The 25,587-nt window shown below is 67.7% G+C and carries 30 protein-coding genes; all 30 read left to right on the plus strand.

The features are described from left to right. The first annotated feature begins 80 nt into the window (after nt 1-80). The 30 genes from rpoB to map all read left to right on the plus strand — a co-directional run bounded on the left by rpoB (nt 81) and on the right by map (nt 25,535). A complete protein-coding gene (gene rpoB, locus BN3788_RS02750; protein ID WP_066582329.1) occupies nt 81-3,590 on the plus strand; it encodes a DNA-directed RNA polymerase subunit beta in 3,510 nt (1,169 codons plus the stop codon). Between the two features lie 124 nt (nt 3,591-3,714). Next, nucleotides 3,715-7,584: a DNA-directed RNA polymerase subunit beta' gene (locus tag BN3788_RS02755; RefSeq protein ID WP_066582330.1), complete on the plus strand. Its 3,870-nt coding sequence runs from the start codon at nt 3,715-3,717 to the stop codon at nt 7,582-7,584. A 461-nt stretch (nt 7,585-8,045) separates the two neighbouring features. Continuing rightward, complete coding sequence (gene rpsL / locus BN3788_RS02760; protein ID WP_066582331.1) at nt 8,046-8,420, plus strand: 30S ribosomal protein S12; 375 nt, start codon at nt 8,046-8,048, stop codon at nt 8,418-8,420. After that, nucleotides 8,420-8,890, plus strand: a complete 471-nt coding sequence (gene rpsG, locus BN3788_RS02765) for a 30S ribosomal protein S7 (RefSeq protein ID WP_066582332.1) — start codon at nt 8,420-8,422, stop codon at nt 8,888-8,890. Before rpsL ends, rpsG begins: the two co-directional genes overlap by 1 nt. 48 nt (nt 8,891-8,938) lie before the next feature. Further along, entirely contained in the window at nt 8,939-11,041 is a 2,103-nt protein-coding gene (gene fusA / locus BN3788_RS02770; RefSeq protein WP_066582333.1) for an elongation factor G, read from the plus strand. 123 nt (nt 11,042-11,164) lie between these two features. Next, a complete protein-coding gene (gene tuf / locus BN3788_RS02775) occupies nt 11,165-12,358 on the plus strand; it encodes an elongation factor Tu (protein WP_066582334.1) in 1,194 nt (397 codons plus the stop codon). 346 nt (nt 12,359-12,704) lie between these two features. Beyond that, nucleotides 12,705-13,013 carry a 30S ribosomal protein S10 gene (gene rpsJ, locus BN3788_RS02780; protein WP_012867945.1) on the plus strand — a complete coding sequence of 103 codons (309 nt, stop codon included), beginning with the start codon at nt 12,705-12,707 and terminating at the stop codon, nt 13,011-13,013. Between the two features lie 22 nt (nt 13,014-13,035). After that, a complete protein-coding gene (rplC, locus tag BN3788_RS02785) occupies nt 13,036-13,695 on the plus strand; it encodes a 50S ribosomal protein L3 (protein ID WP_066582335.1) in 660 nt (219 codons plus the stop codon). Between the two features lie 4 nt (nt 13,696-13,699). After that, nucleotides 13,700-14,398 (plus strand): 50S ribosomal protein L4, encoded by a 699-nt coding sequence (gene rplD / locus BN3788_RS02790; RefSeq protein ID WP_066582336.1) that lies wholly within the window; start codon nt 13,700-13,702, stop codon nt 14,396-14,398. Further along, nucleotides 14,395-14,700 (plus strand): 50S ribosomal protein L23, encoded by a 306-nt coding sequence (gene rplW, locus BN3788_RS02795; protein ID WP_066582337.1) that lies wholly within the window; start codon nt 14,395-14,397, stop codon nt 14,698-14,700. The genes rplD and rplW overlap by 4 nt, the downstream gene beginning before the upstream one ends. A gap of 35 nt (nt 14,701-14,735) precedes the next feature. Next, nucleotides 14,736-15,572: a 50S ribosomal protein L2 gene (gene rplB, locus BN3788_RS02800; protein WP_066582338.1), complete on the plus strand. Its 837-nt coding sequence runs from the start codon at nt 14,736-14,738 to the stop codon at nt 15,570-15,572. Between the two features lie 12 nt (nt 15,573-15,584). Next, nucleotides 15,585-15,866, plus strand: a complete 282-nt coding sequence (gene rpsS / locus BN3788_RS02805; RefSeq protein ID WP_066582339.1) for a 30S ribosomal protein S19 — start codon at nt 15,585-15,587, stop codon at nt 15,864-15,866. Nucleotides 15,867-15,925: 59 nt separating this feature from the next. Continuing rightward, complete coding sequence (gene rplV / locus BN3788_RS02810; protein WP_066582340.1) at nt 15,926-16,297, plus strand: 50S ribosomal protein L22; 372 nt, start codon at nt 15,926-15,928, stop codon at nt 16,295-16,297. Further along, nucleotides 16,297-17,121, plus strand: a complete 825-nt coding sequence (rpsC, locus tag BN3788_RS02815; RefSeq protein WP_066582341.1) for a 30S ribosomal protein S3 — start codon at nt 16,297-16,299, stop codon at nt 17,119-17,121. Before rplV ends, rpsC begins: the two co-directional genes overlap by 1 nt. A gap of 3 nt (nt 17,122-17,124) precedes the next feature. Further along, nucleotides 17,125-17,541, plus strand: a complete 417-nt coding sequence (gene rplP / locus BN3788_RS02820) for a 50S ribosomal protein L16 (protein ID WP_066582342.1) — start codon at nt 17,125-17,127, stop codon at nt 17,539-17,541. Then, the gene (rpmC, locus tag BN3788_RS02825) at nt 17,541-17,780 is read left to right on the plus strand and encodes a 50S ribosomal protein L29 (RefSeq protein ID WP_034625876.1); all 240 of its coding nucleotides are present in this window, start codon (nt 17,541-17,543) and stop codon (nt 17,778-17,780) included. Before rplP ends, rpmC begins: the two co-directional genes overlap by 1 nt. Nucleotides 17,781-17,787: 7 nt before the next feature. Beyond that, nucleotides 17,788-18,105, plus strand: a complete 318-nt coding sequence (gene rpsQ, locus BN3788_RS02830) for a 30S ribosomal protein S17 (RefSeq protein ID WP_066582343.1) — start codon at nt 17,788-17,790, stop codon at nt 18,103-18,105. A 134-nt stretch (nt 18,106-18,239) separates the two neighbouring features. Beyond that, nucleotides 18,240-18,608 (plus strand): 50S ribosomal protein L14, encoded by a 369-nt coding sequence (gene rplN, locus BN3788_RS02835; protein WP_066582344.1) that lies wholly within the window; start codon nt 18,240-18,242, stop codon nt 18,606-18,608. Nucleotides 18,609-18,610: 2 nt separating this feature from the next. Beyond that, entirely contained in the window at nt 18,611-18,952 is a 342-nt protein-coding gene (gene rplX / locus BN3788_RS02840; protein ID WP_066582345.1) for a 50S ribosomal protein L24, read from the plus strand. After that, nucleotides 18,952-19,527, plus strand: a complete 576-nt coding sequence (gene rplE, locus BN3788_RS02845) for a 50S ribosomal protein L5 (protein WP_066582346.1) — start codon at nt 18,952-18,954, stop codon at nt 19,525-19,527. The genes rplX and rplE overlap by 1 nt, the downstream gene beginning before the upstream one ends. A gap of 2 nt (nt 19,528-19,529) precedes the next feature. Beyond that, nucleotides 19,530-19,715 carry a type Z 30S ribosomal protein S14 gene (locus tag BN3788_RS02850; RefSeq protein ID WP_066582347.1) on the plus strand — a complete coding sequence of 62 codons (186 nt, stop codon included), beginning with the start codon at nt 19,530-19,532 and terminating at the stop codon, nt 19,713-19,715. A gap of 68 nt (nt 19,716-19,783) precedes the next feature. Then, nucleotides 19,784-20,182, plus strand: coding sequence for a 30S ribosomal protein S8 (gene rpsH / locus BN3788_RS02855; RefSeq protein WP_066582348.1), 399 nt, complete (start codon nt 19,784-19,786; stop codon nt 20,180-20,182). A 24-nt stretch (nt 20,183-20,206) separates the two neighbouring features. After that, a complete protein-coding gene (gene rplF / locus BN3788_RS02860) occupies nt 20,207-20,746 on the plus strand; it encodes a 50S ribosomal protein L6 (protein ID WP_066582349.1) in 540 nt (179 codons plus the stop codon). A gap of 3 nt (nt 20,747-20,749) precedes the next feature. Further along, nucleotides 20,750-21,121: a 50S ribosomal protein L18 gene (rplR, locus tag BN3788_RS02865; protein ID WP_066582350.1), complete on the plus strand. Its 372-nt coding sequence runs from the start codon at nt 20,750-20,752 to the stop codon at nt 21,119-21,121. A gap of 40 nt (nt 21,122-21,161) precedes the next feature. Further along, entirely contained in the window at nt 21,162-21,800 is a 639-nt protein-coding gene (gene rpsE, locus BN3788_RS02870; RefSeq protein WP_066582351.1) for a 30S ribosomal protein S5, read from the plus strand. Next, entirely contained in the window at nt 21,800-21,982 is a 183-nt protein-coding gene (gene rpmD / locus BN3788_RS02875) for a 50S ribosomal protein L30 (protein WP_066582352.1), read from the plus strand. Before rpsE ends, rpmD begins: the two co-directional genes overlap by 1 nt. A gap of 2 nt (nt 21,983-21,984) precedes the next feature. Further along, complete coding sequence (gene rplO, locus BN3788_RS02880) at nt 21,985-22,605, plus strand: 50S ribosomal protein L15 (protein ID WP_082812521.1); 621 nt, start codon at nt 21,985-21,987, stop codon at nt 22,603-22,605. A 216-nt stretch (nt 22,606-22,821) separates the two neighbouring features. Next, nucleotides 22,822-24,120, plus strand: a complete 1,299-nt coding sequence (gene secY, locus BN3788_RS02885) for a preprotein translocase subunit SecY (RefSeq protein ID WP_066582353.1) — start codon at nt 22,822-22,824, stop codon at nt 24,118-24,120. Beyond that, nucleotides 24,120-24,698, plus strand: coding sequence for an adenylate kinase (locus tag BN3788_RS02890; RefSeq protein WP_066582354.1), 579 nt, complete (start codon nt 24,120-24,122; stop codon nt 24,696-24,698). Before secY ends, BN3788_RS02890 begins: the two co-directional genes overlap by 1 nt. A gap of 3 nt (nt 24,699-24,701) precedes the next feature. Further along, complete coding sequence (gene map, locus BN3788_RS02895; RefSeq protein WP_066582484.1) at nt 24,702-25,535, plus strand: type I methionyl aminopeptidase; 834 nt, start codon at nt 24,702-24,704, stop codon at nt 25,533-25,535. Nucleotides 25,536-25,587 lie beyond the last annotated feature (52 nt).

Consider the following 25,587-nt stretch of genomic DNA (forward strand, 5'->3'; position numbering starts at 1 on the left):
CCGGTCCAGGGTAGGGGACAGGTGAGCAGATGGCACGTCCCGCGCACAGCGTGCACTCGATCCGCAGGGAAGGACCCCTCTTGGCTGCCTCGCGCACCCCTTCTGCTCCGTCCGCCGACGCACTCGCGAAGCGCACCGCGTCGCGTCGCATCTCCTTCGCCAAGATCCACGAGCCCCTCGAGGTCCCCGACCTGCTCGGTCTCCAGACCGAGAACTTCGACTGGCTGCTCGGCAACGAGAAGTGGCAGGCCCGTGTGGCCGCCGCTCTCGAGCAGGGACGTCAGGACGTCCCGGAGACCGCCGGCCTCGAGGAGATCTTCGAGGAGATCTCCCCCATCGAGGACTTCGGCGGCTCCATGTCGCTGTCCTTCCGCGAGCACCGCTTCGAGCCGCCGAAGTACACGGCCGAAGAGTGCAAGGAGAAGGACTTCACGTACGCCGCGCCGCTGTTCGTCACGGCGGAGTTCGTCAACTACACCACCGGCGAGATCAAGAGCCAGACGGTGTTCATGGGCGACTTCCCGCTCATGACCGAGCGCGGCACGTTCATCATCAACGGCACCGAGCGCGTCGTCGTCTCGCAGCTCGTGCGCTCCCCGGGCGTGTACTTCGAGCGCACCCCGGACAAGACCTCCGACAAGGACGTCTTCACCGCGAAGATCATCCCGAGCCGCGGCGCCTGGCTCGAGTTCGAGATCGACAAGCGCGACAACGTCGGTGTCCGCATCGACCGCAAGCGCAAGCAGAACGCCACGGTGCTCCTGAAGGCCCTCGGCATGAGCGAGTCGGAGATCCGCGAGGAGTTCGCCGGGTTCCCCGCCGTGCTCGACACGCTGGACAAGGACCACGTCACCGCCGAGGACGAGGCGCTGCTGGACCTGTACCGCAAGATCCGCCCGGGCGAGCCGCCGACGATCGAGGCCGGCCGCGCGCTGATCGAGAACTTCTACTTCAACCCCAAGCGCTACGACCTCGCGAAGGTCGGCCGCTACAAGGTGAACAAGAAGCTCGGCATCGACGTGCCGCTGCGCGACTCGGTGCTGTCGCGTGACGACATCGTCGCGACGATCAAGTACCTGGCCGCCCTGCACGCCGACGTCGCGACCATCGACGGCAAGCGCAACGGCGAGCCCGTCGCGGTGCGCGTCGAGACCGACGACATCGACCACTTCGGCAACCGTCGCATCCGCGCGGTCGGCGAGCTCATCCAGAACCAGGTCCGCACGGGCCTGTCCCGGATGGAGCGCGTGGTGCGCGAGCGCATGACGACGCAGGACGTCGAGGCGATCACACCGCAGACCCTGATCAACATCCGCCCGGTCGTGGCGTCGATCAAGGAGTTCTTCGGCACGTCGCAGCTGTCGCAGTTCATGGACCAGAACAACCCGCTCGCGGGGCTGACGCACAAGCGTCGCCTGTCCGCGCTGGGCCCGGGCGGCCTGTCCCGTGACCGCGCTGGCATGGAGGTCCGTGACGTCCACCCGTCGCACTACGGCCGCATGTGCCCGATCGAGACCCCTGAAGGCCCGAACATCGGCCTGATCGGCTCGCTCGCCACGTACGGGCGGATCAACCCGTTCGGCTTCGTCGAGACGCCGTACCGCAAGGTCGTGAACGGCGTCGTCACCGACGACGTGCACTACCTGACGGCTGACGACGAGGACCGCTACGTCATCGCCCAGGCGAACGCCCCGCTCGAGGCGAGCGGCAAGTTCGCCGAGGACATGGTGCTCGTCCGCCGTAAGGGCGGAGAGGTCGAGATCGTCCCCGGCACCGCCGTGGACTACATGGACATCTCGCCGCGGCAGATGGTCTCGGTCGCGACCGCGCTCATCCCGTTCCTCGAGCACGACGACGCCAACCGCGCCCTCATGGGCGCGAACATGCAGCGCCAGGCCGTGCCGCTGGTCCGCTCCGAGGCGCCGCTGGTCGGCACCGGCATGGAGTGGCGCGCGGCGGTCGACGCCGGCGACGTCATCGTGGCCTCGAAGCCGGGTGTCGTCACCGAGGTCTCGGCCGACCTGATCGTGATCGCCAACGACGACGCGACGACGTCGACCTACCGGGTCGCGAAGTTCCGCCGCTCGAACCAGGGCACGTCCTACAACCAGCGCGTGCTGGTCGACGAGGGCGCCCGCGTCGAGAAGGGCTCCGTCCTCGCGGACGGCCCGGCGACGGACGAGGGCGAGCTCGCGCTCGGCCGCAACCTCCTCGTGGCGTTCATGTCGTGGGAGGGCCACAACTACGAGGACGCGATCATCCTCAGCCAGCGTCTCGTGCAGGACGACGTGCTCTCCTCGATCCACATCGAGGAGCACGAGGTCGACGCGCGCGACACCAAGCTCGGCCCGGAGGAGATCACTCGGGACATCCCGAACGTCTCCGAGGAGGTCCTTGCGGACCTGGACGAGCGCGGCATCATCCGCATCGGCGCCGAGGTCGGCGCGGGCGACATCCTGGTCGGCAAGGTCACGCCCAAGGGCGAGACGGAGCTGACCCCGGAGGAGCGCCTGCTCCGCGCGATCTTCGGCGAGAAGGCTCGCGAGGTCCGCGACACGTCGCTCAAGGTCCCGCACGGCGAGTCCGGCACGGTCATCGAGGTCCGCACGTTCAACCGTGAGGACGGCGACGAGCTGCCCGCCGGCGTGAACGAGCTGGTCCGGGTGTACATCGCCCAGCGACGCAAGATCACCGACGGCGACAAGCTCGCCGGACGCCACGGCAACAAGGGCGTCATCTCGAAGATCCTGCCCGTCGAGGACATGCCCTTCCTGCCCGACGGCACCGCTGTCGACATCGTGCTCAACCCGCTCGGCGTGCCCGGCCGCATGAACGTCGGCCAGGTGCTCGAGACCCACCTCGGGTGGGTCGCCAAGCAGGGCTGGGACATCGAGATCGCCGAGGGCGACGACCTGTCGTGGCGCGAGGGCGTCCCGGCGATCGCCGCGAAGTCCCCGGCCGGCAACCCGGTCGCCACGCCGGTCTTCGACGGCGTCCCGGAGGGCACCCTCACGGGCCTGCTCTCCTCGACGCTTCCGAACCGCGACGGCGAGCGCATGGTCGACGGCACGGGCAAGGCCCGGCTGTTCGACGGCCGCTCCGGCGAGCCGTTCCCGGACCCGGTGGCCGTCGGCTACATGTACATCCTGAAGCTGCACCACCTGGTCGACGACAAGATCCACGCCCGTTCGACCGGCCCGTACTCGATGATCACGCAGCAGCCGCTGGGTGGTAAGGCGCAGTTCGGTGGTCAGCGATTCGGCGAGATGGAGGTGTGGGCGCTCGAGGCGTATGGCGCCGCCTACACGCTGCAGGAGCTCCTGACCATCAAGTCGGACGACGTCCCCGGACGCGTCAAGGTGTACGAGGCCATCGTCAAGGGCGAGAACATCCCCGACTCGGGGATCCCGGAGTCCTTCAAGGTGCTCCTCAAGGAGATGCAGTCGCTCTGCCTGAACGTGGAGGTGCTGTCCTCGGACGGCGTCTCGATCGACATGAAGGAGAACGACGACGAGGTCTACCGCGCAGCGGAGGAGCTCGGCATCGACCTGTCCCGGCGACCGAACGCCAGCAACGTCGAAGAGATCTGAGGTCGAGCCTCGGCCCGGTGACCGTCATCCGTGACGGGCCGGGCCGGGGCCGACACCACCCAGCAGCACCCTCCATCCGCCGGCCGCCCACGCGGCGCCGGCAAGCGAAGGAAGTAGGACCCCCTTGCTCGACGTCAATGTCTTCGATGAGCTGCGAATCGGCCTGGCCACGGCCGAGGACATCCGCACCTGGTCGCACGGCGAGGTCAAGAAGCCCGAGACCATCAACTACCGCACGCTCAAGCCCGAGAAGGACGGCCTCTTCTGCGAGAAGATCTTCGGCCCCACCCGGGACTGGGAGTGCTACTGCGGCAAGTACAAGCGCGTGCGCTTCAAGGGCATCATCTGCGAGCGCTGTGGCGTCGAGGTCACGCGCTCCAAGGTGCGCCGTGAGCGCATGGGCCACATCGAGCTCGCCGCGCCCGTCACGCACATCTGGTTCTTCAAGGGCGTGCCCTCGCGCCTGGGCTACCTGCTCGACCTCGCGCCGAAGGACCTCGAGAAGGTCATCTACTTCGCCGCGTACATGATCACGTCGGTCGACGTCGATGGCCGCCAGGAAGACCTCCCGAACCTCCAGAACGAGATCGACCTGGAGAAGAAGGAGATCGCGGACCGTCGCGACAACGACATCAACACCCGCGCCCAGAAGCTCGAGGCCGACCTGGCCGAGCTCGAGGCCGAGGGCGCCAAGGCTGACGCGCGCCGCAAGGTGCGCGACTCCGCCGAGCGCGAGATGACGCAGATCCGCAAGCGCGCGGACGCCGAGCTCGACCGCCTCGACCACGTCTGGGACCGGTTCAAGAACCTCAAGGTCGCGGACCTCGAGGGCGACGAGATGCTGTACCGCCAGCTCCAGGACCGCTACGGCAACTACTTCGAGGGCTCGATGGGCGCCGCGGCGATCCAGAAGCGCCTCGAGGCCTTCGACCTGGAGGCTGAGGCGGAGTCGCTGCGCGACACGATCAAGAACGGCAAGGGCCAGCGCAAGACGCGTGCCCTGAAGCGGCTCAAGGTCGTCAACGCGTTCCTCACGACGACGAACTCGCCCACGGGCATGGTCCTGGACGCCGTCCCGGTCATCCCGCCGGACCTGCGTCCGATGGTCCAGCTCGACGGTGGCCGCTTCGCCACGTCGGACCTGAACGACCTGTACCGCCGCGTGATCAACCGCAACAACCGCCTCAAGCGGCTGTTGGACCTCGGCGCGCCCGAGATCATCGTGAACAACGAGAAGCGGATGCTCCAGGAGGCCGTGGACTCGCTGTTCGACAACGGCCGTCGTGGCCGCCCGGTGACGGGCCCCGGCAACCGTCCGCTGAAGTCGATCTCGGACATGCTCAAGGGCAAGCAGGGCCGGTTCCGCCAGAACCTGCTCGGCAAGCGCGTCGACTACTCGGGCCGTTCGGTCATCGTGGTCGGCCCGCAGCTCAAGCTGCACCAGTGCGGCCTGCCGAAGCAGATGGCGCTCGAGCTCTTCAAGCCCTTCGTCATGAAGCGGCTCGTGGACCTCAACCACGCGCAGAACATCAAGTCGGCCAAGCGCATGGTCGAGCGTGCCCGCCCGGTCGTGTGGGATGTCCTCGAAGAGGTCATCACCGAGCACCCCGTGCTGCTCAACCGCGCGCCCACGCTGCACCGCCTCGGCATCCAGGCGTTCGAGCCGCAGCTCGTCGAGGGCAAGGCCATCCACCTGCACCCGCTCGTCTGCGCGGCGTTCAACGCCGACTTCGACGGTGACCAGATGGCTGTGCACCTGCCCCTGAGCGCCGAGGCGCAGGCTGAGGCCCGCATCCTCATGCTCTCGAGCAACAACATCCTGAAGCCGTCGGACGGCCGTCCGGTGACCATGCCCTCGCAGGACATGATCATCGGCCTGTACCACCTGACGCTCGACAAGGACGACGCGAAGGGCGCCGGTCGGGCGTTCTCCTCGGTGTCCGAGGCGATCATGGCGTTCGACCAGGGCAGCCTGGACCTCAGCGCGCAGGTGCGCATCCGCCTCGAGGACCCGGTCCTCGCGGAGGAGGACGCCCCCGAGGGCTGGGAGCAGGGCACGCCGCTGTCGCTCGACACGACGCTGGGCCGCGCGCTGTTCAACGAGCTGCTGCCGGTCGACTACCCGTACGAGAACGGCGTCGTCGACAAGAAGCGGCTGTCGGTCATCGTCAACGACCTCGCCGAGCGCTACCCGAAGGTCGCGGTCGCCGCGTCCCTCGACGCGCTCAAGGAGGCCGGCTTCCGCTGGGCCACCCGCTCGGGCGTCACGATCTCCATCTCGGACGTCGCGACCCCCGCGGCCAAGGCGGCCATCCTCGAGGAGCACGAGGCGCGCGCGGCGAAGGTGCAGGGCCAGTACGACAAGGGCCTGATCACCGACGACGAGCGTCGCCAGGAGCTCATCGAGATCTGGACGCAGGCCACCGACAAGGTCGCCAAGGCGATGCAGGACAACTTCCCGAAGGAGAACACCGTCTACAAGATGGTGGGCTCCGGGGCTCGTGGTAACTGGATGCAGGTCCGTCAGATCGCCGGTATGCGTGGTCTTGTGGCGAACCCGAAGGGCGAGATCATCCCTCGCCCGATCAAGGCCAACTACCGCGAGGGCCTGTCCGTCCTCGAGTACTTCATCGCGACGCACGGCGCCCGTAAGGGTCTGGCGGACACCGCTCTGCGGACCGCCGACTCGGGGTACCTCACGCGTCGTCTGGTGGACGTCTCGCAGGACGTCATCGTCCGCGAGGAGGACTGCGGCACCGAGCGCGGCCTGGTCATGCCGATCGGCGTGCCCGGGTCCGACGGCACGCTGCGCCGCCACGACAAGGTCGAGACGAGCGTCTACTCGCGCACGCTGGCCACGCCGGTCGAGATCGACGGCAAGGTCATCGGCGAGGCGGGCGAGGACATCGGCGACGTGCTGCTCGACGAGCTGCTCGAGGCCGGCGTCACGGAGCTCAAGGTCCGCTCGGTCCTGACGTGCGAGTCGCGGGTCGGCACCTGCGCCAAGTGCTACGGCCGTTCGCTGGCCACGGGCAAGCTCGTCGACATCGGCGAGGCCGTCGGCATCATCGCGGCCCAGTCGATCGGTGAGCCCGGCACGCAGCTGACGATGCGTACCTTCCACACCGGTGGTGTGGCCTCGGCTGACGACATCACCCAGGGTCTGCCCCGTATCCAGGAGCTGTTCGAGGCTCGCACCCCCAAGGGTGAGGGCCCGATCGCGGAGTTCTCTGGCCGGATCACGATCGACGAGGCCGAGCGCACGCGTCGCATCGTGCTCACGCCCGACGACGGCTCCGAGGAGATCGCCTACCCGATCACCAAGCGCTCGCGCCTGCTGGTCGGCGATGGCGACCACGTCGAGGTCGGCACCCAGCTCGTCGTCGGCGCGGTCGACCCGAAGAAGGTCCTCCGCATCCTCGGCCCGCGTGCCACCCAGAAGCACCTGGTGGACGAGGTCCAGGAGGTCTACCGCTCGCAGGGCGTGGACATCCACGACAAGCACATCGAGGTCATCGTGCGGCAGATGCTGCGCCGTGTGACGGTCCTCGACTCGGGCGACACGGACCTGCTGCCCGGCGAGCTCGCCGAGCGTGGCCGGTTCGAGGACGCCAACCGTCGTGCGGTGGCCGAGTCCGGCCAGCCGGCCTCGGGGCGCCCGGAGCTCATGGGCATCACCAAGGCCTCGCTCGCGACCGACTCGTGGCTCTCGGCCGCCTCCTTCCAGGAGACGACCCGCGTGCTGACCGAGGCGGCCATGAGCGGACGCAGCGACCCGCTGCTGGGGCTCAAGGAGAACGTCATCATCGGCAAGCTCATCCCCGCCGGCACGGGCCTGGCCCGCTACCGGAACGTCACGGTGGAGCCGACCGAGGAGGCGAAGGCCGAGCTGTACCCGTCCTTCGGCTACGACGAGATCGACTTCCCCGCCCTGGGCCTCGGCTCGGGCGAGGCGATCCCGCTCGAGGACATCGACTTCGGCGACTTCCGCTGACGTCTGCCTGACCCGCACCACATGACTGGGGCCCACCGCGCGCAGCGGTGGGCCCCAGTCATGCGTCTGGCGCAGGCCGCCCGAGCGGGCGCGCGGTGTACGGTGTCCTGTTGCTTTGACGGACTTGGGTCCCGCCGGTAACGTTAGAGACCGTGCCCGCGCCGTCGGGCCCTCGTGCGTGCACGTCCCCGGACACATCAGGACATTGCGAACTGATCCGGGGTGTGCCGGGTGGAGAAGCGATCCGCCGCGTGCGACACACAGTCGATGAGAAGTCGACGTGTGCCGCCTTGCGGAGATCGGTCGACACGCCCGGGCGCGGGGGTCGGTGCGGGAGGAAAGGCCTGAGGGCTTCGCACGTGCGTGTCGCGCTTGTCGCGGCACGGGCGGGCGGCAGTGCCTCCACCAGACCGGGCTAGGACCTGGTTGACCAGAGACTCACCTACAGACTCGGAGACGTAGTGCCTACGATCCAGCAGCTGGTCCGCAAGGGCCGGCAGCCGAAGACCAATAAGTCGAAGACTCCCGCGCTCAAGGGCAGCCCGCAGCGCCGCGGTGTGTGCACCCGCGTCTACACGACCACCCCGAAGAAGCCGAACTCGGCTCTCCGCAAGGTCGCGCGCGTCAAGCTGTCCAGCGGCATCGAGGTCACCGCGTACATCCCGGGTGTCGGCCACAACCTGCAGGAGCACTCGATCGTGCTCGTCCGCGGCGGTCGTGTGAAGGACCTCCCCGGTGTTCGTTACAAGATCGTCCGTGGCGCGCTCGACACGCAGGGCGTGAAGAACCGCAAGCAGGCTCGCAGCCGTTACGGCGCGAAGAAGGGCAGCAACTGATGCCTCGCAAGGGTCCGGCCCCGAAGCGGCCGCTCATCGTCGACCCGGTCTACGGATCGCCCGTCGTCACGCAGCTCATCAACAAGGTCCTCCTGGACGGCAAGAAGTCTGTCGCCGAGTCGATCGTCTACGGCGCCCTCGAGGGTGTCCGTGAGAAGACGCAGGGCGACCCGGTCGTCGTGCTCAAGCGTGCGCTCGAGAACGTGCGCCCCGCCCTCGAGGTGCGTTCGCGCCGCGTCGGTGGCGCCACCTACCAGGTGCCCGTCGAGGTCCGCCCCGTGCGCTCCACGACGCTCGCGCTGCGCTGGCTCACCGACTACTCGCGGGCCCGCCGCGAGAAGACGATGACCGAGCGCCTCATGAACGAGATCCTCGACGCCAGCAACGGCCTGGGCGCAGCGGTCAAGCGCCGCGAGGACATGCACAAGATGGCCGAGTCCAACAAGGCGTTCGCGCACTACCGCTGGTGATCCCCGCGGACCGCGAACTTCCGAGCCAACCGACAAGGGGCTGAACACGTGGCACTGGACGTGCTGACGGACCTCAACAAGGTCCGCAACATCGGCATCATGGCGCACATCGATGCCGGCAAGACGACCACCACCGAGCGGATCCTGTTCTACACCGGGGTCAACTACAAGATCGGTGAGACGCACGACGGCGCGTCGACGATGGACTGGATGGAGCAGGAGCAGGAGCGCGGCATCACGATCACGTCGGCCGCGACGACCTGCTACTGGCACGACAACCAGATCAACATCATCGACACCCCGGGCCACGTCGACTTCACGGTCGAGGTCGAGCGCTCGCTGCGCGTCCTCGACGGCGCAGTCGCGGTGTTCGACGGCAAGGAGGGCGTGGAGCCCCAGTCGGAGACCGTGTGGCGGCAGGCGGACAAGTACGACGTCCCGCGCATCTGCTTCGTCAACAAGATGGACAAGCTCGGCGCCGACTTCTACTTCACGGTGAAGACGATCGTTGACCGCCTCAAGGCCAAGCCGCTGGTCATCCAGCTGCCCATCGGTTCGGAGAGCGAGTTCACCGGCGTCGTCGACCTGGTCGAGCAGCGTGCCCTCGTGTGGCACGGCGAGACCGCTCTGGGCGAGGCGTACTCCGTCGAGGAGATCCCGGCCGACCTGGTCGAGAAGGCGGCGCAGTACCGCGCCGACCTGATCGAGGCAGTCGCCGAGGCTGACGAGGAGCTTCTCGAGAAGTACCTCGGCGGCGAGGAGCTGACGGTCGCGGAGATCAAGCGCGGCATCCGCAAGCTGACGATCCAGTCGCTGGCGTACCCCGTGCTGTGCGGCTCGGCGTTCAAGAACAAGGGCGTCCAGCCCATGCTCGACGCCGTGATCGACTACCTGCCGACCCCGCTCGACGTCCCGGCCGTCAAGGGCCACGACGTCAAGGACGAGGAGGTCGTCGTCGAGCGTCACCCCGACGCGACGGAGCCGTTCTCGGCCCTGGCGTTCAAGGTCGCGACGCACCCGTTCTTCGGCAAGCTCACCTACGTCCGGGTCTACTCGGGCAAGGTCTCGCAGGGCGCCCAGGTGCTCAACGCGACCAAGGGGAAGAAGGAGCGCATCGGGAAGCTCTTCCAGATGCACTCCAACAAGGAGAACCCCGTCGACGAGGCCACGGCCGGCCACATCTACGCGTTCATCGGGCTCAAGGACGTCACCACTGGTGACACCCTGTGCGACCCGAGCGCGCCGGTTGTGCTCGAGTCGATGACGTTCCCCGAGCCGGTCATCGACGTGGCCATCGAGCCGAAGACGAAGGCCGACCAGGAGAAGCTCTCCCTCGCCATCCAGAAGCTCGCCGAGGAGGACCCGACGTTCCGGGTGCGCCTCGACGAGGAGACCGGCCAGACCGTCATCGGCGGTATGGGCGAGCTCCACCTCGACATCCTCGTGGACCGCATGCGTCGCGAGTTCAAGGTCGAGGCGAACGTCGGCAAGCCCCAGGTCGCGTACCGCGAGACCATCCGTCGTGCCGTGGAGAAGATCGACTACGTCCACAAGAAGCAGACGGGTGGCTCGGGCCAGTACGCCAAGGTCCAGATGAGCTTCCAGCCGCTGGACCCGGCCGAGGGCGAGCTGTACGAGTTCGACAACAAGGTCACCGGTGGTCGTGTCCCGCGGGAGTACATCCCGTCGGTCGACGCCGGTATCCAGAGCGCGATGCAGCTCGGTGTCCTGGCGGGCTTCCCGCTCGTGGGCATCAAGGCGATCCTGCTCGACGGCGCAGCGCACGACGTCGACTCTTCGGAGATGGCGTTCAAGATCGCCGGCTCGATGATCCTCAAGGAAGCAGTGCGCAAGGCTGACCCGGTTCTCCTGGAGCCGGTCATGGCCGTCGAGGTGCGCACCCCCGAGGACTACATGGGTGAGGTCATCGGCGACATCAACTCTCGCCGAGGCATGATCCAGTCCATGGAGGACGCGACGGGCGTGAAGGTGATCCGCGCCCTTGTGCCGCTCTCCGAGATGTTCGGGTACGTCGGTGACCTGCGGTCGAAGACCCAGGGTCGCGCTGTGTACTCGATGCAGTTCGACAGCTACTCCGAGGTTCCTCGGAACGTTGCCGAAGAGATCATCAAGAAGACCCGGGGCGAGTAAGTCCCACAGGTCGCAACCTGTAGTAACACCACACAACCGACCCGTAGGACCGCGCGCTCCGCGTGAGTCAGACTGACTCCCGCGTCGTTCGGCAATCTCTACCAAAGTCCTGAGGAGGACACAGTGGGCAAGGCGAAGTTCGAGCGGACTAAGCCGCACGTCAACATCGGGACCATTGGTCACGTCGACCATGGCAAGACGACGCTGACTGCTGCGATCTCGAAGGTGCTGCACGACAAGTTCCCCGACCTGAACCCCTTCACGCCGTTCGACCAGATCGACAAGGCGCCTGAGGAGAAGCAGCGCGGGATCACCATCAACATCTCGCACGTCGAGTACCAGACCGAGAAGCGCCACTACGCGCACGTCGACGCGCCTGGTCACGCCGACTACATCAAGAACATGATCACGGGCGCCGCGCAGATGGACGGCGCGATCCTCGTGGTCGCCGCGACGGACGGCCCCATGGCCCAGACGCGTGAGCACGTCCTGCTCGCCCGTCAGGTCGGCGTGCCGTACCTGCTCGTCGCGCTGAACAAGTCCGACATGGTCGACGACGAGGAGATCCTCGAGCTCGTCGAGGTCGAGGTGCGCGAGCTCCTCTCCTCGCAGGGCTTCGCGGGCGACGACGTCCCCGTGGTGCGCGTGTCCGGCCTGAAGGCCCTCGAGGGCGACCCGCAGTGGGTCAAGTCCGTCGAGGACCTGCTGGACGCCGTCGACGAGAACGTCCCGGACCCGCTCCGCGAGGTCGACAAGCCGTTCCTCATGCCCATCGAGGACGTCTTCACGATCACCGGTCGTGGCACGGTCGTCACCGGTCGTGTCGAGCGCGGCTCGCTCAAGGTGAACGAGGAGGTGGAGATCGTCGGCATCAAGGAGAAGGCGATCAAGACCACCGTCACCGGCGTCGAGATGTTCCGCAAGCTGCTCGACTACGCCGAGGCCGGCGAGAACGTCGGTCTGCTTCTTCGTGGCACGAAGCGCGAAGAGGTCGAGCGTGGCCAGGTCGTCGTGAAGCCGGGCTCGATCACGCCGCACACCGAGTTCGAGGGCCAGGTCTACATCCTGGCCAAGGACGAGGGCGGCCGTCACAACCCGTTCTACGGCAACTACCGTCCGCAGTTCTACTTCCGCACGACGGACGTCACCGGCGTCATCACGCTGCCTGAGGGCACCGAGATGGTCATGCCCGGCGACAACACCGAGATCACGGTTCAGCTGATCCAGCCGATCGCCATGGAAGAGGGCCTCGGCTTCGCCATCCGCGAGGGTGGCCGGACCGTTGGTTCGGGCAAGGTCACGAAGATCATCAAGTGATCTTCCGCAGGGCCCGGACGTTCGCGTCCGGGCCCTGCGCACGTCCCGGGTCGGGTCGCCGACTCGGGCGAGTTGGTCATCGGTGCCATGTTCTGGCACACTGTTCAGGTTGCCCGGTGCGGGCGCGCGCACTCGTGCGCTAGCGCTGATTCGCCGGGCAGAGACACGTTGAGGGCTCTGCAGGCCCCGGGGTCACCCGGTGGTGGAGAGAGCTCAGACAGCACACAACGACCTCGCTCCCGCCGTCCTGGCGTGGGATGCAGCGCAAGGGTGTGTCGCGAAAAGCGACACGCCCGAGCGCGGGGGTCGGACAGAAGCGGTTCGAGAGAGAGAAGTAGACGACGCCATGGCGGGACAGAAGATCCGCATCCGGCTCAAGTCCTACGACCACGAGGTCATCGACAGCTCGGCGCGCAAGATCGTCGACACGGTGACACGCGCTGGTGCGACGGTCGTGGGCCCGGTGCCGCTGCCGACGGAGAAGAACGTCTTCTGCGTCATCCGGTCGCCTCACAAGTACAAGGACAGCCGCGAGCACTTTGAGATGCGCACGCACAAGCGGCTCATCGACATCATCGATCCCACGCCGAAGGCGGTCGACTCGCTCATGCGCCTCGACCTGCCGGCTGACGTGAACATCGAGATCAAGCTCTGACGCTGGGAAGGAACTGATCTTTATGACCACCCAGCAGAACGCGCGCCCCGTCACGGCGCTGCTCGGCACCAAGCTCGGTATGACGCAGGTCTGGGACGCCAACGGGCGTCTCGTCCCCGTCACCGTGCTGCAGGTCGGCACGAACGTCGTGACCCAGGTCCGCTCCGCTGACACGGACGGCTACTCCGCGATCCAGCTGGCCTACGGCCAGATCGATCCGCGCAAGGTCAGCCAGCCGCTGAAGGGCCACTTCGAGAAGGCCGGGGTCCCCCCCCGCCGGCACGTGGCCGAGATCCGCACCTCCGACGCCTCCGAGTACACGCTCGGCCAGGAGCTCACCGCTGCCGCCTTCGAGGCCGGCTCGCTGGTGGACGTCGTCGGCACGACCAAGGGCAAGGGCACCGCCGGTGTGATGAAGCGTCACGGCTTCCACGGCGTCGGCGCCTCCCACGGTGCACACCGCAACCACCGCAAGGCCGGCTCGATCGGTGGGGCCTCGACCCCGTCGCGCGTCTTCAAGGGCATCAAGATGGCTGGTCGGATGGGTGTCGACCGCCAGACCACACAGAACCTGACCGTTCACGCGGTCGACGCCGAGAAGGGCCTGGTGCTCGTCAAGGGCGCCGTTCCGGGCCCCAAGGGTGGCGTCGTCGTCGTGCGCTCCGCAGTGAAGGGGGCATGACCCCATGTCTGACACGCTGACGGTCGACGTCCTGGACCCGACGGGCAAGAAGGCCGGCACTGCCGACCTGCCCGCCGACGTCTTCGACGTTCAGACCAACGTCCCGCTGATCCACCAGGTCGTCGTCGCGCAGCTCGCGGCGGCACGTCAGGGCACCGCCTCGACGAAGACCCGTGGCGAGGTTCGCGGTGGCGGTAGGAAGCCGTACAAGCAGAAGGGCACCGGCCGCGCCCGTCAGGGCTCGACCCGCGCGCCCCAGTTCGCCGGCGGTGGAGTGGTCCACGGACCGACGCCGCGCGACTACAGCCAGCGGACCCCGAAGAAGATGAAGGCCGCGGCGCTCCGCGGTGCTCTCTCGGACCGCGCCCGTGCCGGCCGCGTGCACGTCGTCTCCGGGTTCGCCCCGGGCGCCGCGCCCTCGACCAAGTCCGCGCTGAACGTTCTCGCGAACCTCTCGGGCCGCAAGAACGTGCTCGTGGTTGTCGAGCGCCAGGACGAGATCACCTGGAAGTCGCTCCGCAACGTCGAGCGGGTGCACCTGCTGGTCGCTGACCAGCTCAACACCTATGACGTGCTCATCTCGGACGATGTCGTGTTCACGCAGGGCGCGCTCGACGCGTTCCTCACCGGACCGGCGAAGGGTCGCTCGGCCACGGCCGTCGCGACCGCTTCCGAGGCAGCCGCTGAGGAGGAGACGAAGTGAGCGCCACCGTCGGCAAGGACCCGCGGGACATCCTGCTCGCGCCGGTCGTCTCGGAGAAGAGCTACGGGCTGCTCGACGAGGGTAAGTACACCTTCCTCGTGGACCCCCGCTCGAACAAGACTGAGATCAAGATCGCTGTCGAGCAGATCTTCTCGGTCAAGGTCGCTTCGGTGAACACGGTCAACCGCAAGGGCAAGTCGCGGCGGACCAAGTTCGGCCTCGGCCGACGCAAGGACACCAAGCGTGCGATCGTCACCCTCCGCGAGGGCACGATCGACATCTTCGGCGGACCGGTCGGCTGACGCCGGACCTGAGAGCAGATTGAGGACAGATCCCCATGGGAATCCGCAAGTACAAGCCGACGACGCCAGGGCGCCGCGGCGCAAGCGTCGCCGACTTCGTCGAGATCACGCGCTCCACGCCGGAGAAGTCGCTGGTTCGTCCGCTGCACAAGACGGGTGGCCGTAACTCCACCGGTCGAGTGACCATGCGTCACCAGGGCGGCGGCCACAAGCGTGCCTACCGCGTGATCGACTTCCGTCGTCACGACAAGGACGGCGTTCCGGCGAAGGTCGCGCACATCGAGTACGACCCCAACCGCACGGCGCGCATCGCGCTGCTGCACTACGCGGACGGCGAGAAGCGCTACATCATCGCGCCGAACAAGCTCCGCCAGGGCGACATGATCGAGAACGGTCCTGCCGCTGACATCAAGCCCGGCAACAACCTGCCGCTCCGCAACATCCCGACCGGTACGGTCATCCACGCCATCGAGCTCAAGCCCGGTGGCGGCGCGAAGATCGCCCGTTCGGCCGGTGTCTCGGTGCAGCTGGTCGCCAAGGACGGCCCGTACGCGCAGCTGCGCATGCCGTCCGGTGAGATCCGCAACGTCGACCTGCGCTGCCGCGCGACGGTCGGCGAGGTGGGCAACGCCGAGCAGTCGAACATCAACTGGGGCAAGGCCGGCCGCATGCGGTGGAAGGGCAAGCGCCCCTCCGTCCGTGGTGTCGCCATGAACCCGATCGACCACCCGCACGGTGGTGGTGAGGGCAAGACGTCCGGTGGACGTCACCCCGTGAGCCCCTGGGGCCAGCCTGAGGGCAGGACCCGTCGTCCGAACAAGCCGAGCGACAAGCTCATCGTGCGCCGTCGGCGCACCGGCAAGAAGCGCTGATAGGAGCCTGAGATGCCACGCAGCCTGAAGAAGGGCCCGTTCGTCGACGGACACCTGCAGAAGAAGGTCGACGTCCAGAACGAGAAGGGGACCAAGAGCGTCATCAAGACGTGGTCCCGCCGGTCGGTCATCACGCCCGACTTCCTCGGTCACACGTTCGCGGTGCACGACGGCCGCAAGCACACGCCGGTCTTCGTCACCGAGGCGATGGTCGGGCACAAGCTGGGCGAGTTCGCTCCGACCCGGACGTTCCGCGGCCACGAGAAGGACGACCGGAAGGGCCGTCGCCGCTGACCCCCGGGTCAGCCAGGTGACGTCCCTAGACGGCGACGAGACAAGAAGGCAGGACAGCAATGGAAGCCAAGGCGAAGGCGCGGTTCGTCCGCGTCACGCCCCAGAAGGCCCGGCGCGTCGTGGACCTCATCCGTGGCAAGCAGGCCGGCGAGGCCGTTGCGGTGCTGAAGTTCGCACCGCAGGCCGCGGGGGAGACCGTCCTCAAGGTGGTCGAAAGCGCGATCGCCAACGCCCGTGAGGCGGCGAAGCGCAACAACGAGCGCCTTGACGAGCAGGACCTCTACATCTCTGAGGTCTTCGTGGACGAGGGTCCGACGCTCAAGCGGTTCCGTCCGCGGGCGCAGGGTCGTGCGAGCCAGATCCTCAAGCGCACCAGCCACATCACCGTGGTTGTTGCCGAGCGTGAGAGCACGAAGGGAAGGGCCCGATAGTGGGACATAAGGTCAGCCCGCTCGGGTACCGCCTGGGCATCACGACAGACCACCGTTCGCGCTGGTTCTCCGACTCCACCAAGCCGGGGCAGCGCTACCGCGACTACGTCCGCGAGGACGTCGAGATCCGCAAGCTCATGGCCACTGGCCTCGAGCGCGCGGGCATCGCCAAGGTCGAGATCGAGCGCACCCGCGACCGGGTTCGCGTCGACATCCACACCGCCCGCCCGGGCATTGTCATCGGGCGTCGTGGCGCGGAGGCCGACCGCATCCGCGGTGAGCTCGAGAAGCTCACCGGCAAGCAGGTGCAGCTCAACATCCTCGAGGTCAAGAACGCCGAGATCGAGGCGCAGCTCGTCGCGCAGGGCATTGCCGAGCAGCTCGCGAGCCGCGTGTCGTTCCGACGCGCGATGCGCAAGGGCATGCAGAGCGCCCAGCGCGCCGGCGCCAAGGGCATCCGGGTGCAGGTCTCCGGCCGCCTCGGCGGCGCGGAGATGAGCCGTACCGAGTTCTACCGCGAGGGACGCGTGCCGCTGCACACCCTCCGGGCGTTCATCGACTACGGCTTCTACGAGGCCCGCACGACCTTCGGCCGCATTGGCGTGAAGGTCTGGATCTACAAGGGCGACATCACGGAGAAGGAGTTCGCCCGCGAGCAGGCGACCCAGGCTCCGCGCCCGGCACGTGGCCCGCGCGGCGACCGTGCCGAGCGTCCGTCGCGTGGCGGCGCCCGCCGTCCCGAGCGGACCGAAGCGCCGGCCGAGGCAGCCTCCACCGAGGCTCCCGCGGCGGCGTCCGCTCCTGAGTCCGGAACGGAGGCCTGAGCCGTGCTGATCCCGCGCAGGCTGAAGCACCGCAAGCAGCACCACCCGGGGCGCTCCGGCGCCGCGACCGGTGGCACCCAGATCTCGTTTGGTGAGTTCGGCATCCAGGCTCTCGAGCCCGCCTACGTCACCAACCGGCAGATCGAGGCTGCTCGTATCGCCATGACCCGCCACATCAAGCGTGGCGGCAAGGTCTGGATCAACATCTACCCGGACCGGCCGCTCACGAAGAAGCCTGCTGAGACCCGCATGGGTTCCGGCAAGGGTTCGCCCGAGTGGTGGATCGCCAACGTCAAGCCCGGCCGAGTGCTGTTCGAGCTCGGCGGAGTCCCGGAGCCCCTGGCGCGCGAGGCCATGCGCCGCGCGCAGCACAAGCTCCCGATGAAGACCCGTTTTGTGGTTCGCGAGGGTGGTAACTGATGGCAATCGGAACCAAGGACCTGGCTCCCAGCGAGCTGGACGCCTTCGATGACGAGCGCCTTGTCGCCGAGCTGAAGAAGGCCAAGGAGGAGCTTTTCAACCTCCGCTTCCAGTCGGCGACGGGCCAGCTCGAGAGCCACGGGCGGCTCAAGGCCGTGCGTCGTGACATCGCGCGGATCTACACGATCCTGCGTGAGCGCGAGCTCGGCATCCGTACTGCCCCGAGCGCGAGCGAGTGAGGTCACGATGAGCGCGAACACTGAGAAGGTCGAGGCGGCCACGGCCGCCGAGGAGACCACCGCCGCCGCTGCCCCGCGTAGCCAGCGCAAGACCATGCGCGGGTACGTCGTCAGCGACAAGATGCAGAAGACCGTCGTGGTCGAGGTCGAGGACCGGGTCAAGCACCCGCTCTACGGCAAGGTCATCCGACGGACGAGCAAGGTCAAGGTGCACGACGAGGCCGGCGCTGCCGGCGTCGGCGACCTCGTCACCATCATGGAGACGCGTCCGATCTCGGCGACGAAGCGGTTCCGCCTCGTCGAGATCATCGAGAAGGCCAAGTAGTCCAGCAGTACTCAGAGGTTGCCCACGGGCCTCGTGGGGCTGAAAGAGCCCCACGAGGCAACGTGTGCACGACGGCAACTATCCGTTCGGCCAGGCTCGTTCGCGAGAACCGGCAGACGACAGGAGTTCAGTAGATGATTCAGCAGGAGTCGCGACTTCGCGTCGCCGACAACACGGGTGCCAAGGAGATTCTCTGCATCCGTGTTCTCGGTGGCTCCGGTCGCCGCTACGCCGGTATCGGCGACACCATTGTCGCCACCGTCAAGGACGCGATCCCGGGCGGCAACGTCAAGAAGGGCGACGTCGTCAAGGCGGTCATCGTCCGCACCAAGAAGGAGCGTCGGCGTCCCGACGGCTCGTACATCAAGTTCGACGAGAACGCGGCCGTGATCCTCAAGAACGACGGTGAGCCTCGCGGCACGCGCATCTTCGGCCCGGTGGGCCGCGAGCTGCGTGACAAGAAGTTCATGAAGATCATCTCGCTGGCTCCGGAGGTGCTCTGACCATGGCGAAGATCAAGAAGGGCGACCTCGTGGTCGTCATCTCGGGCCGCGACAAGGGCCAGCAGGGTCGTGTCCTCGAGGTCCTCACGGAGACGCAGCGCGTCGTCGTCGAGGGCGTTCAGCGTGTCACCAAGCACGTCAAGGTCGGGCAGTCGCAGCGCGGCACCCGCACCGGTGGCATCGAGACCGTCGAGGCCCCCATCCACATCAGCAACGTGATGCTCGTGGACCCGGAGACCAAGAAGGGCACCCGGGTTGGCTACCGCAGCGAGCAGGTCGAGCGCGACGGACGCACCCGCACGGTCCGGGTCCGCGTCGCCAAGCGCTCCGGTAAGGACATCTGATGACCGCCATCGACGAGACCACGCAGGGCATCAAGCCCCGCCTCAAGACGCGTTACGCCGCGGAGATCGTCCCCGCGCTGCGCGAGGAGTTCCAGCACGAGAACGTCAACCAGGTCGCGCGCCTCACCAAGGTCGTCGTGAACATGGGTGTCGGCGACGCTGCGAAGGACTCCAAGCTCATCGACGGCGCGATCCGCGACCTGACCCTGATCACGGGCCAGAAGCCGCAGGTCACCAAGGCTCGCAAGTCCATCGCGCAGTTCAAGCTGCGTGAGGGCATGCCGATCGGCGCGCACGTCACGCTGCGTGGCGACCGGGCCTGGGAGTTCCTGGACCGGCTGCTGTCGACGGCGCTGCCGCGTATCCGCGACTTCCGCGGGCTCTCGCCCAAGCAGTTCGACGGGCACGGCAACTACACGTTCGGCCTCACGGAGCAGTCCATGTTCCACGAGATCGACCAGGACAAGATCGATCGCGTCCGCGGCATGGACATCACCATCGTGACGACCGCGACGACCGACGATGAGGGCCGCTCGCTGCTGAAGCGTCTCGGCTTCCCCTTCAAGGAGGACTGAACATGGCGAAGACCGCCCTGATCAACAAGGCCGCCGGCCCTCAGAAGTTCAAGGTGCGCGGCTACACCCGGTGCCAGAAGTGCGGACGTCCGCACTCGGTGTACCGCAAGTTCGGGCTGTGCCGTATCTGCGTGCGCCAGATGGCTCACGCGGGCGAGCTGCCCGGCGTCACCAAGAGCAGCTGGTAATCAACTACGTCGTCGGTCCGGGGCCACTGGCCCCGGATACCACGGCGAGGAAGGGCTAAAGCCCCAACATGACGATGACCGACCCGATCGCAGACTTCCTGACGCGTCTGCGTAACGCCAACTCGGCGCACCACGATTCCGTGACGATGCCGTACTCGAAGCTGAAGTCGCACATCGCGGAGATCCTGCAGGCCGAGGGCTACATCTCGGGCTGGAAGGTCGAGGACGCCCGCGTGGGCAAGAACCTCACCATCGAGCTCAAGTACGGCCCGAACCGCGAGCGCTCGCTCGCCGGCATCAAGCGCGTGTCCAAGCCGGGCCTGCGCGTGTATGCCAAGTCCACCAACCTGCCCAGGGTGCTCGGTGGCCTCGGCGTGGCGATTCTGTCCACGTCCTCAGGCCTCCTCACTGACAAGCAGGCCGCCAAGAAGGGCGTGGGTGGGGAAGTCCTCGCCTACGTCTGGTAAGTCCGAGACGGAAAGGAGCTAGCCATGTCTCGTATCGGCAGAATCCCCGTCCCGGTCCCGGCCGGCGTGGAAGTCAACATCGACGGCGGCGTCGTGACGTTCAAGGGCCCCAAGGGCACCCTGACGCACACGATCCCCGCCCCTATCGAGGTCACGCGTGACGACACCGGCTCGCTGGTGGTCACGCGCCCCAACGACGAGCGCGAATCGCGTTCGCTGCACGGTCTCACCCGCACGCTGCTCGCCAACCAGGTCACCGGTGTGACCCAGGGTTACGAGAAGAAGCTCGAGATCGTCGGCACCGGCTACCGCGTCACGGCCAAGGGCTCTGACCTCGAGTTCGCGCTCGGGTTCAGCCACCCCGTCGTCGTCACGCCGCCTGCTGGCATCACGTTCACCGTCGAGGGCCCGAGCAAGTTCTCGGTCTCCGGCATCGACAAGCAGCAGGTCGGCGAGGTCGCCGCCAACATCCGCAAGATCCGCAAGCCTGAGCCCTACAAGGGCAAGGGCGTGCGATACGCGGGCGAGCTGGTCCGCCGCAAGGTCGGAAAGGCTGGTAAGTAAGCGATGGCTCTCAAGATCCTTGGCAAGGGCAAGTCGGTTTCCCGTGCCCGCCGCCACCTGCGTCTGCGCAAGAAGGTCAGTGGCACCACCGAGCGTCCGCGCCTGGTCGTGTCCCGCTCGAGCCGTCACATGACCGCACAGGTCGTGGACGACTCGGTCGGCCGTACCCTCGCGTCGGCGTCCACCCTCGAGGTCGACCTGCGCGCCCTCGACGGCGACAAGACGGCTAAGGCCCGCAAGGTCGGCGAGCTCGTCGCCGAGCGCGCCAAGGCCGCTGGCATCGACGCGGTCGTGTTCGACCGCGGCGGTAACAAGTACCACGGCCGGGTGGCAGCAGTCGCCGACGGGGCCCGCGAAGGCGGTCTGGCCCTGTGACGACGCTGCACATCTCCGCATCGAAGAAGAGGACTCACTGATGGCTGCTCCTCAGCGCAGCAACACTGGCGCCCCCCAGGGGGGCTCCGGCGGTGACCGTCGCGACGGTGGCCGTCGGGACGGCGGCCGTCGGGGTGACGCCGTCGAGAAGAGCGCGTTCCTCGAGCGCGTTGTGACGATCAACCGCGTGGCCAAGGTCGTCAAGGGTGGCCGCCGGTTCAGCTTCACCGCGCTCGTCGTGGTGGGGGACGGCGACGGAACGGTCGGCGTCGGCTACGGGAAGGCCAAGGAGGTGCCCGCGGCGATCGCCAAGGGCGTCGAGGAGGCCAAGAAGAACTTCTTCAAGGTCCCCCGCATCCAGGGCACCATCCCGCACCCCATCCAGGGTGAGGCCTCGGCCGGAGTCGTGTTCCTGCGCCCCGCGTCGCCTGGTACCGGTGTGATCGCCGGTGGCCCGGTGCGTGCGGTGCTCGAGTGCGCCGGCATCCACGACGTGCTGAGCAAGTCGCTCGGCTCGACGAACGCGATCAACATCGTGCACGCGACGGTTGCGGCGCTGCGCGGGCTCGAGAAGCCGGAGGCTGTGGCTGCTCGCCGTGGCCTGCCGCTCGAGCACGTCGCGCCGGCTCCGATGCTGCGCGCGCAGGCCGCGGGCATTGCATCGAAGGCAGGTGCATGATGGCGCGCCTCAAGGTCACGCAGACGAAGTCCGCCATCGGCGGCAAGCAGAACCAGCGCGACACGCTGCGCACCCTGGGCCTCAAGCGGATCGGCGACGTCGTCGTCAAGGAGGACCGCCCTGAGATCCGCGGCATGGTCACCACGGTGACGCACCTCGTCGCGGTCGAGGAGGTCGAGTGACGATGGCTGATGACAAGAAGGCCACCGACGAGACGGCCGAGGTGAAGACCCCGGCCAAGAAGGCTCCGGCCAAGAAGACGACGGAGGCTGCCCCCAAGGCGGCCAAGGCCAAGGCTGAGAAGCCCGCCGCGTCGTCGGCCAAGGCGAAGGCTGAGGCCGCTGCGGCCGAGGCCGGCAACGGTGGCACCCTCAAGGTGCACCACCTGCGTCCCGCCCCCGGCGCCAAGACCGCCAAGACCCGTGTGGGTCGTGGTGAGGCGTCGAAGGGTAAGACCGCCGGGCGTGGGACCAAGGGCACCAAGGCCCGCTACCAGGTCCCGGAGCGCTTCGAGGGTGGGCAGATGCCGTTGCACATGCGCCTGCCCAAGCTTCGCGGCTTCACGAACCCGTTCCGTGTCGAGTACCAGGTCGTGAACCTGGACAAGCTGTCGGCGCTCTACCCGAGCGGCGGCGACGTCACGGTCGAGGACCTGGTCGCGAAGGGCGCCGTCCGCAAGGGCGCGCCGGTGAAGGTGCTGGGCACGGGCGAGCTGACGGTCAAGCTCTCCGTCTCGGTTGACGCGTACTCCTCGTCGGCGAAGGACAAGATCCTCGCCGCCGGCGGAAGCGTCGAGCAGGACTGATCGCAGAACGGGGTCGGCGGCCCACAGGCCGCCGACCCCGTTCCGCATCCCCATAGAACCGCCCGCTGTTTCTCAGGGGATGCCCCGTTTCCCGCAACGTGGCCGATCTCCGTTAAGGTGCCCAGTGGCCTCGAGTCGATCGCAGGTCCTCGACGCTCATTGACGGCTGCATCGCCCGGCTGTACGACACACCGCCTCGGCGGACCAGGAGGACAGGTGCTCAGCGCATTCGCTCGGGCGTTCAGGACGCCCGACCTGCGGCGCAAGCTGCTCTTCACGATCGGCGTGATCGTCATCTACCGCGTCGGCTCGTTCCTGCCGACGCCGGGGGTGTCGTACAAGAACGTCCAGCTCTGCATCGCAGAGACCTCGGACGGGAACACGCTGCTCGGCCTGATCAACCTGTTCAGCGGCGGGGCGCTGCTCCAGCTGTCCGTGTTCGCGCTGGGGATCATGCCGTACATCACGGCGAGCATCATCGTCCAGCTGCTCCGCGTGGTCATCCCGCGGTTCGAGGCCCTCCACAAGGAGGGGCAGCAGGGCACTGCGAAGCTCACGCAGTACACGCGCTACCTGACCATCGCCCTGGCGGTGCTGCAGTCGACGACGATCGTCACCGTCGCGCGCAGCGGCCAGCTGTTCACCGGGTGCTCCGTCCCCGTGATCCCGGACAGCGGATGGATCACCGTGGTGCTCATGGTCATCACCATGACGGCGGGCACCGGCCTCATCATGTGGTTCGGCGAGCTCATCACGGAGCGCGGCGTCGGCAACGGCATGTCGCTCCTCATCTTCATCTCGATCGCCGCGTCGTTCCCCGGCGCCATGTGGTCGATCGCCGGCGGCTCGGGCGGCATCACCAAGTTCATCATCGTGCTCGCCGTGATCGTCCTGGTCGTCGCGCTGGTCGTGTTCGTCGAGCAGTCGCAGCGGCGGATCCCCGTGCAGTACGCCAAGCGCATGGTCGGCCGGCGCATGTACGGCGGCTCGAGCACCTACATCCCGATCAAGATCAACATGGCCGGCATCATCCCGGTGATCTTCGCGTCGTCGCTGCTCGCCGTTCCGGCGCTCATCGCCCAGTTCGCCGACACGACCCAGGGCTGGGTCATCTGGATCACGAACAACCTGGCCACGCCGAGCGCGCCGCTCTACAACGCGATCTTCGTCGTCCTGATCATCTTCTTCTGCTACTTCTACACGGCCATCACGTTCAACCCGGACGAGGTCGCCGACAACATGAAGAAGTACGGAGGCTTCATCCCCGGCATCCGGGCCGGCCGTCCCACGGCCGAGTACCTCGACTTCGTCATCACGCGCATCACCGCGCCCGGGTCGGTGTACCTGGCGATGGTCGCGCTGATCCCGACGATCACGTTCATCGTGCTCGGCGTCGGCACCAACGTGCCGTTCGGCGGAGCGTCGATCCTCATCGTGGTGGGCGTCGGCCTGGAAACCGTCAAGCAGATCGAGTCGCAGCTTCAGCAGCGGCACTATGAAGGGTTCCTCAAATAATGAGTGCGCGTCTGGTCCTGCTCGGCCCTCCCGGGGCGGGCAAGGGCACGCAGGCATCCCGGCTGGCCGAGCGGCTCGCCATCCCGGCGATCTCCACCGGTGACATCTTCCGGGCCAACATCACTGGTGGCACCGAGCTGGGCCGCAAGGTCCAGGAGTACACCGCCGTGGGCGCCCTGGTGCCTGACGAGCTCACGAACGCCATGGTCCGGGACCGCCTGGCCCAGGACGACGCCCGTGACGGGTTCCTGCTTGACGGGTACCCCCGCAACGTCGCCCAGGTCGCCGAGCTGGACGACATCCTCGCCGCGGCGGGCCGTCCCCTCGACGTCGCCGTGGAACTCACCGCTGACCCCGAGGTCGTGGTGGAGCGCCTGCTCAGCAGGGCTCAGATCGAGGGCCGTGCTGACGACACCGAGCCCGTCATCCGCCACCGGCTCGAGGTCTACGCCGTGCAGACCGCGCCGATCTCGCAGGTCTACGAGGACCGCGGGCTGCTGGTCCGCGTCGACGGGCTCGGCTCAGTCGACGACGTCACCGAGCGCCTGATGCTGGCCCTCGCCGCGCACCTCGCCTGAGTGATGTTCGGACGCGAACGGATCGAGCTCAAGACCCCGGACCAGGTCCGCGTGATGCGTCGCGCGGGGCTGGTGGTCGCTGACGCGCTGGCCGCGGTGCGCGGCGCCGTGCGGCCGGGGCTCACCACGCGGGACCTCGATGTGGTCGCCGCGGAGGCCATCAGGTCGGCGGGGGCCACGCCCTCGTTCCTCGGGTACATGGACTACCCGGCCACGATCTGCGTGTCGGTCAACGACGAGGTGGTCCACGGCATCCCGGGGGACCGGGTGCTGCAGCCCGGGGACATCGTCTCCATCGACTGCGGCGCCATCGTCGACGGCTGGCATGGCGACTCGGCGATCACGGTGGTGCTGCCTGAGGCCGACCCCGCTGACGTCGCGCTGAGCGACATCACCGAGCGCGCCATGTGGGCCGGCATCGCGGCGCTCGCCACCGCCGATCGCCTCGGCGCCGTCGGCGACGCCGTGGAGGACGTGGTCGAGGCCGCGCACGCCGCCGGCGGGCCCGGGCTCGGCATCGTGCAGGACTATGTGGGCCACGGGATCGGCTCGGCGATGCACCTGCCGCCCGACGTGCCGAACTACCGCACCCGTGAGCGCGGCCCCAAGGTGCGTCCCGGGATGTGCGTGGCCATCGAGCCGATGCTGGTCCGCGGCGACCAGCGCACGCGCGTGCTGGCCGACGACTGGACCGTGGTCACGGAGGACGGGTCGCGCGCCTCCCACTGGGAGCACACCGTCGCGATCCTCGAGGACGGCATCTGGGTGCTGACCGCGCCCGATGGCGGCGCCGAGCGTCTCGCCGAGCTCGGCGTGGCGGTTGCGCCGCTCGACTGAGGCCACGCGCCCCGTCACCCACCGCATCCTCTGCAACGCCCGCCGCGCCAAC

The organism is Cellulomonas timonensis (assembly GCF_900046455.1).
Lineage (GTDB): Bacteria > Actinomycetota > Actinomycetes > Actinomycetales > Cellulomonadaceae > Cellulomonas_A > Cellulomonas_A timonensis.

Bases quoted from the DNA above. Each gene is read 5' to 3' on its own strand.
- rplV (WP_066582340.1), top strand. From the start codon at position 15,926: ATGGAAGCCAAGGCGAAGGCGCGGTTCGTCCGCGTCACGCCCCAGAAG.
- rplB (WP_066582338.1), top strand. From the start codon at position 14,736: ATGGGAATCCGCAAGTACAAGCCGACGACGCCAGGGCGCCGCGGCGCA.
- BN3788_RS02850 (WP_066582347.1), top strand. From the start codon at position 19,530: ATGGCGAAGACCGCCCTGATCAACAAGGCCGCCGGCCCTCAGAAGTTC.
- rplX (WP_066582345.1), top strand. From the start codon at position 18,611: ATGGCGAAGATCAAGAAGGGCGACCTCGTGGTCGTCATCTCGGGCCGC.
- rplN (WP_066582344.1), top strand. From the start codon at position 18,240: ATGATTCAGCAGGAGTCGCGACTTCGCGTCGCCGACAACACGGGTGCC.
- BN3788_RS02890 (WP_066582354.1), top strand. From the start codon at position 24,120: ATGAGTGCGCGTCTGGTCCTGCTCGGCCCTCCCGGGGCGGGCAAGGGC.
- rpmD (WP_066582352.1), top strand. From the start codon at position 21,800: ATGGCGCGCCTCAAGGTCACGCAGACGAAGTCCGCCATCGGCGGCAAG.
- map (WP_066582484.1), top strand. From the start codon at position 24,702: ATGTTCGGACGCGAACGGATCGAGCTCAAGACCCCGGACCAGGTCCGC.
- rpsJ (WP_012867945.1), top strand. From the start codon at position 12,705: ATGGCGGGACAGAAGATCCGCATCCGGCTCAAGTCCTACGACCACGAG.
- rplF (WP_066582349.1), top strand. From the start codon at position 20,207: ATGTCTCGTATCGGCAGAATCCCCGTCCCGGTCCCGGCCGGCGTGGAA.
- rpsE (WP_066582351.1), top strand. From the start codon at position 21,162: ATGGCTGCTCCTCAGCGCAGCAACACTGGCGCCCCCCAGGGGGGCTCC.
- rplD (WP_066582336.1), top strand. From the start codon at position 13,700: ATGTCTGACACGCTGACGGTCGACGTCCTGGACCCGACGGGCAAGAAG.
- rplO (WP_082812521.1), top strand. From the start codon at position 21,985: ATGGCTGATGACAAGAAGGCCACCGACGAGACGGCCGAGGTGAAGACC.
- rpsG (WP_066582332.1), top strand. From the start codon at position 8,420: ATGCCTCGCAAGGGTCCGGCCCCGAAGCGGCCGCTCATCGTCGACCCG.
- rpsS (WP_066582339.1), top strand. From the start codon at position 15,585: ATGCCACGCAGCCTGAAGAAGGGCCCGTTCGTCGACGGACACCTGCAG.
- rpsQ (WP_066582343.1), top strand. From the start codon at position 17,788: ATGAGCGCGAACACTGAGAAGGTCGAGGCGGCCACGGCCGCCGAGGAG.
- rplC (WP_066582335.1), top strand. From the start codon at position 13,036: ATGACCACCCAGCAGAACGCGCGCCCCGTCACGGCGCTGCTCGGCACC.
- rpmC (WP_034625876.1), top strand. From the start codon at position 17,541: ATGGCAATCGGAACCAAGGACCTGGCTCCCAGCGAGCTGGACGCCTTC.
- rpsH (WP_066582348.1), top strand. From the start codon at position 19,784: ATGACGATGACCGACCCGATCGCAGACTTCCTGACGCGTCTGCGTAAC.
- rplE (WP_066582346.1), top strand. From the start codon at position 18,952: ATGACCGCCATCGACGAGACCACGCAGGGCATCAAGCCCCGCCTCAAG.
- rplR (WP_066582350.1), top strand. From the start codon at position 20,750: ATGGCTCTCAAGATCCTTGGCAAGGGCAAGTCGGTTTCCCGTGCCCGC.